2 rRNA genes are annotated in these 3279 nt (G+C 44.2%); both read right to left on the bottom strand.

What is annotated here, in order from left to right:
* Positions 1–19: 19 nt before the first annotated feature.
* Positions 20–135: ribosomal RNA gene (rrf, locus tag CRV09_RS03615) — 5S ribosomal RNA — on the bottom strand.
* A gap of 103 nt (positions 136–238) precedes the next feature.
* Positions 239–3160 (bottom strand): 23S ribosomal RNA (locus CRV09_RS03620).
* Positions 3161–3279: the final 119 nt, after the last annotated feature.

The raw sequence follows: 3279 nt of genomic DNA on the forward strand, positions 1-3279 counted from the left end.
TATTTAATTAAGGAATCCTGCCTGGCGATTTCCTACTCTCACATGGAGAAACTCCACACTACCATTGGCACTACGACATTTCACTTCTGAGTTCGACATGGTTTCAGGTGGTACTATCGCGTTATAGTCGTCAGGCAAAACATATTTATAATTCTAAAATACATCAAAAATAATCTAATCAACAAGCTAAAAATCAAATTTACGTTTTATTATATTTTCAAAATGCCTCTGGTGTTGTAAGGTTAAGTCTCACGGGTCATTAGTACCGGTTAGCTCAACATATCACTATGCTTACACATCCGGCCTATCAACGTCGTAGTCTTCAACGTCCCTTTAGGATTTTTTAATAAAAAAATCAGTGAGAACTAATCTTGGGACAAGTTTCGTGCTTAGATGCTTTCAGCTCTTATCTTTTCCGCACTTAGCTACCGGGCAATGCCATTGGCATGACAACCCGAATACCAGAGGTGCGTTCACTCCGGTCCTCTCGTACTAGGAGCAACCTCCCTCAATTCTCCAACGCCCACGGCAGATAGGGACCGAACTGTCTCACGACGTTCTAAACCCAGCTCGCGTACCACTTTAAACGGCGAACAGCCGTACCCTTGGGACCCACTTCAGCCCCAGGATGTGATGAGCCGACATCGAGGTGCCAAACACCGCCGTCGATATGAACTCTTGGGCGGTATTAGCCTGTTATCCCCGGAGTACCTTTTATTCGTTGAGCGATGGCCCTTCCATACAGAACCACCGGATCACTATGACCTGCTTTCGCATCTGCTCGAATTGTCATTCTCGCAGTTAAGCCAGCTTATATCATTGCACTAAGCTCACGATTTCCGACCGTGATTAGCTGACCTTTGTGCTCCTCCGTTACTCTTTGGGAGGAGACCGCCCCAGTCAAACTACCCACCAGACACTGTCTGCATCCCGGATAACGGGATTACGTTAGAATATTAAACATTCAAGGGTGGTATTTCAACGTTGGCTCCATGCAAACTAGCGCTTACACTTCGTAGCCTCCCACCTATCCTACACATCAATATTCAATATTCAGTGTCAAGCTATAGTAAAGGTTCACGGGGTCTTTCCGTCTTGCCGCGGGTATACTGCATCTTCACAGCAAATTCAATTTCACTGAGTCTCGGGTGGAGACAGCCTAGCCATCATTACGCCATTCGTGCAGGTCGGAACTTACCCGACAAGGAATTTCGCTACCTTAGGACCGTTATAGTTACGGCCGCCGTTTACCGGGGCTTCGATCAAGAGCTTTTCTTTTCAGATAACCCCATCAATTAACCTTCCGGCACCGGGCAGGCGTCACACCGTATACGTCCACTTTCGTGTTTGCACAGTGCTGTGTTTTTAATAAACAGTTGCAGCTAGCTGGTATCTTCGACTGACTCAAGCTCCAAGAGTAAATCTCTTTACCTGTATGTCAGCGTGCCTTCTCCCTAAGTTACGGCACCATTTTGCCTAGTTCCTTCACCCGAGTTCTCTCAACGCCTTAGTATTCTCTACCTGACCACCTGTGTCGGTTTATAGTACGATTTAGTATTACCTGATGTTTAGAGGCTTTTCTTGGAAGTATAGCATTTATCACTTCAGTATTTTAAAACACTTAGTTATCACGCCTTAATGTTAAGATACACCGGATTTGCCTAATATATCCATCTACACGCTTAAACCGGGACAACCGTCGCCCGGATGATATAGCTTGCTCCGTCCCCCCTTCACAGTAATCCTAAGTACAGGAATATTAACCTGTTTTCCATCGATTACGCCTTTCGGCCTCACCTTAGGTGTCGACTTACCCTGCCCCGATTAACGTCAGACAGGAACCTTTAGTCTTTCGGCGAGTAGGTTTTTCACCTACTTTATCGTTACTCATGTCAGCATTCGCACTTCTGATACCTCCAACATATTTTACAATATATCTTCAACGGCTTACAGAACGCTCCTCTACCCAATAACAAAAAACATTATTGCCGCAGCTTCGGTATATGATTTAGCCCCGTTAAATCTTCCGCGCAGGCCGACTCGACCAGTGAGCTATTACGCTTTCTTTAAATGATGGCTGCTTCTAAGCCAACATCCTGGCTGTTTAAGCCTTCCCACATCGTTTTCCACTTAATCATAATTTAGGGACCTTAGCTGGCGGTCTGGGTTGTTTCCCTTTCCACGACGAACGTTAGCACCCGCCGTGTGTCTCCCGTAATAAAATTCACCGGTATTCGTAGTTTGCATCGGATTAGTAAGCTTGGACAGCCCCTTAACCGAAACAGTGCTCTACCCCCGGAGATTAATTCACGAGGCGCTACCTAAATAGCTTTCGAGGAGAACCAGCTATCTCCCGGTTTGATTGGCCTTTCACCCCTAACCACAAGTCATCCGCTAATTTTTCAACATTAGTCGGTTCGGTCCTCCAATTAGTGTTACCTAACCTTCAACCTGCTCATAGTTAGATCACCGGGTTTCGGGTCTATATCCTGCAACTTAAAGCGCCCAGTTAAGACTCGGTTTCCCTACGGCTCCCTTATTAAGTTAACCTTGCTACAGAATATAAGTCGCTGACCCATTATACAAAAGGTACGCAGTCACATTTTAAAAAAATGCTTCCACTGCTTGTACGTATACGGTTTCAGGTTCTATTTCACCCCCCTCACCGGGGTACTTTTCGCCTTTCCCTCACGGTACTAGTTCACTATCGGTCAATCAGGAGTATTTAGCCTTGGAGGATGGTCCCCCCATCTTCAAACAAGATATCACGTGTCTCGTCCTACTCAATTGAGCATATAAATCTACATATTTTTATATACGGGACTATCACCCTGTATCGTTGATCTTTCCAGATCATTCTATTAATATATAAATTCATTTTAAGCTCTGGGCTGTTCCCTGTTCGCTCGCCACTACTAAGGGAATCTCGGTTGATTTCTTTTCCTCGGGTTACTTAGATGTTTCAATTCTCCCGGTTTGCTTCATTAAGCTATGTATTCACTTAATGATGATACAGAATTAAATTGTATCGGGTTTCCCCATTCGGATATCGTCGGTTATAGCGGTTCATATCACCTTACCGACGCTTTTCGCAGATTTGCACGTCCTTCATCGCCTCTGATTGCCAAGGCATCCACCGTATACGCTTAATTACTTAACCTTACAACCCACAAGCATTTCTAGATTGTAAGTGTTGAGAGTATATAAAAATCAAATAACATTTAATATAAAAATGTATCAATATTTATATTTTCAGCTTGTTTTAGATTGTTAAAGAAC

Origin of the sequence: Candidatus Pantoea edessiphila (assembly GCF_002933345.1) — a bacterium.
Taxonomy (GTDB): domain Bacteria; phylum Pseudomonadota; class Gammaproteobacteria; order Enterobacterales; family Enterobacteriaceae; genus Pantoea_C.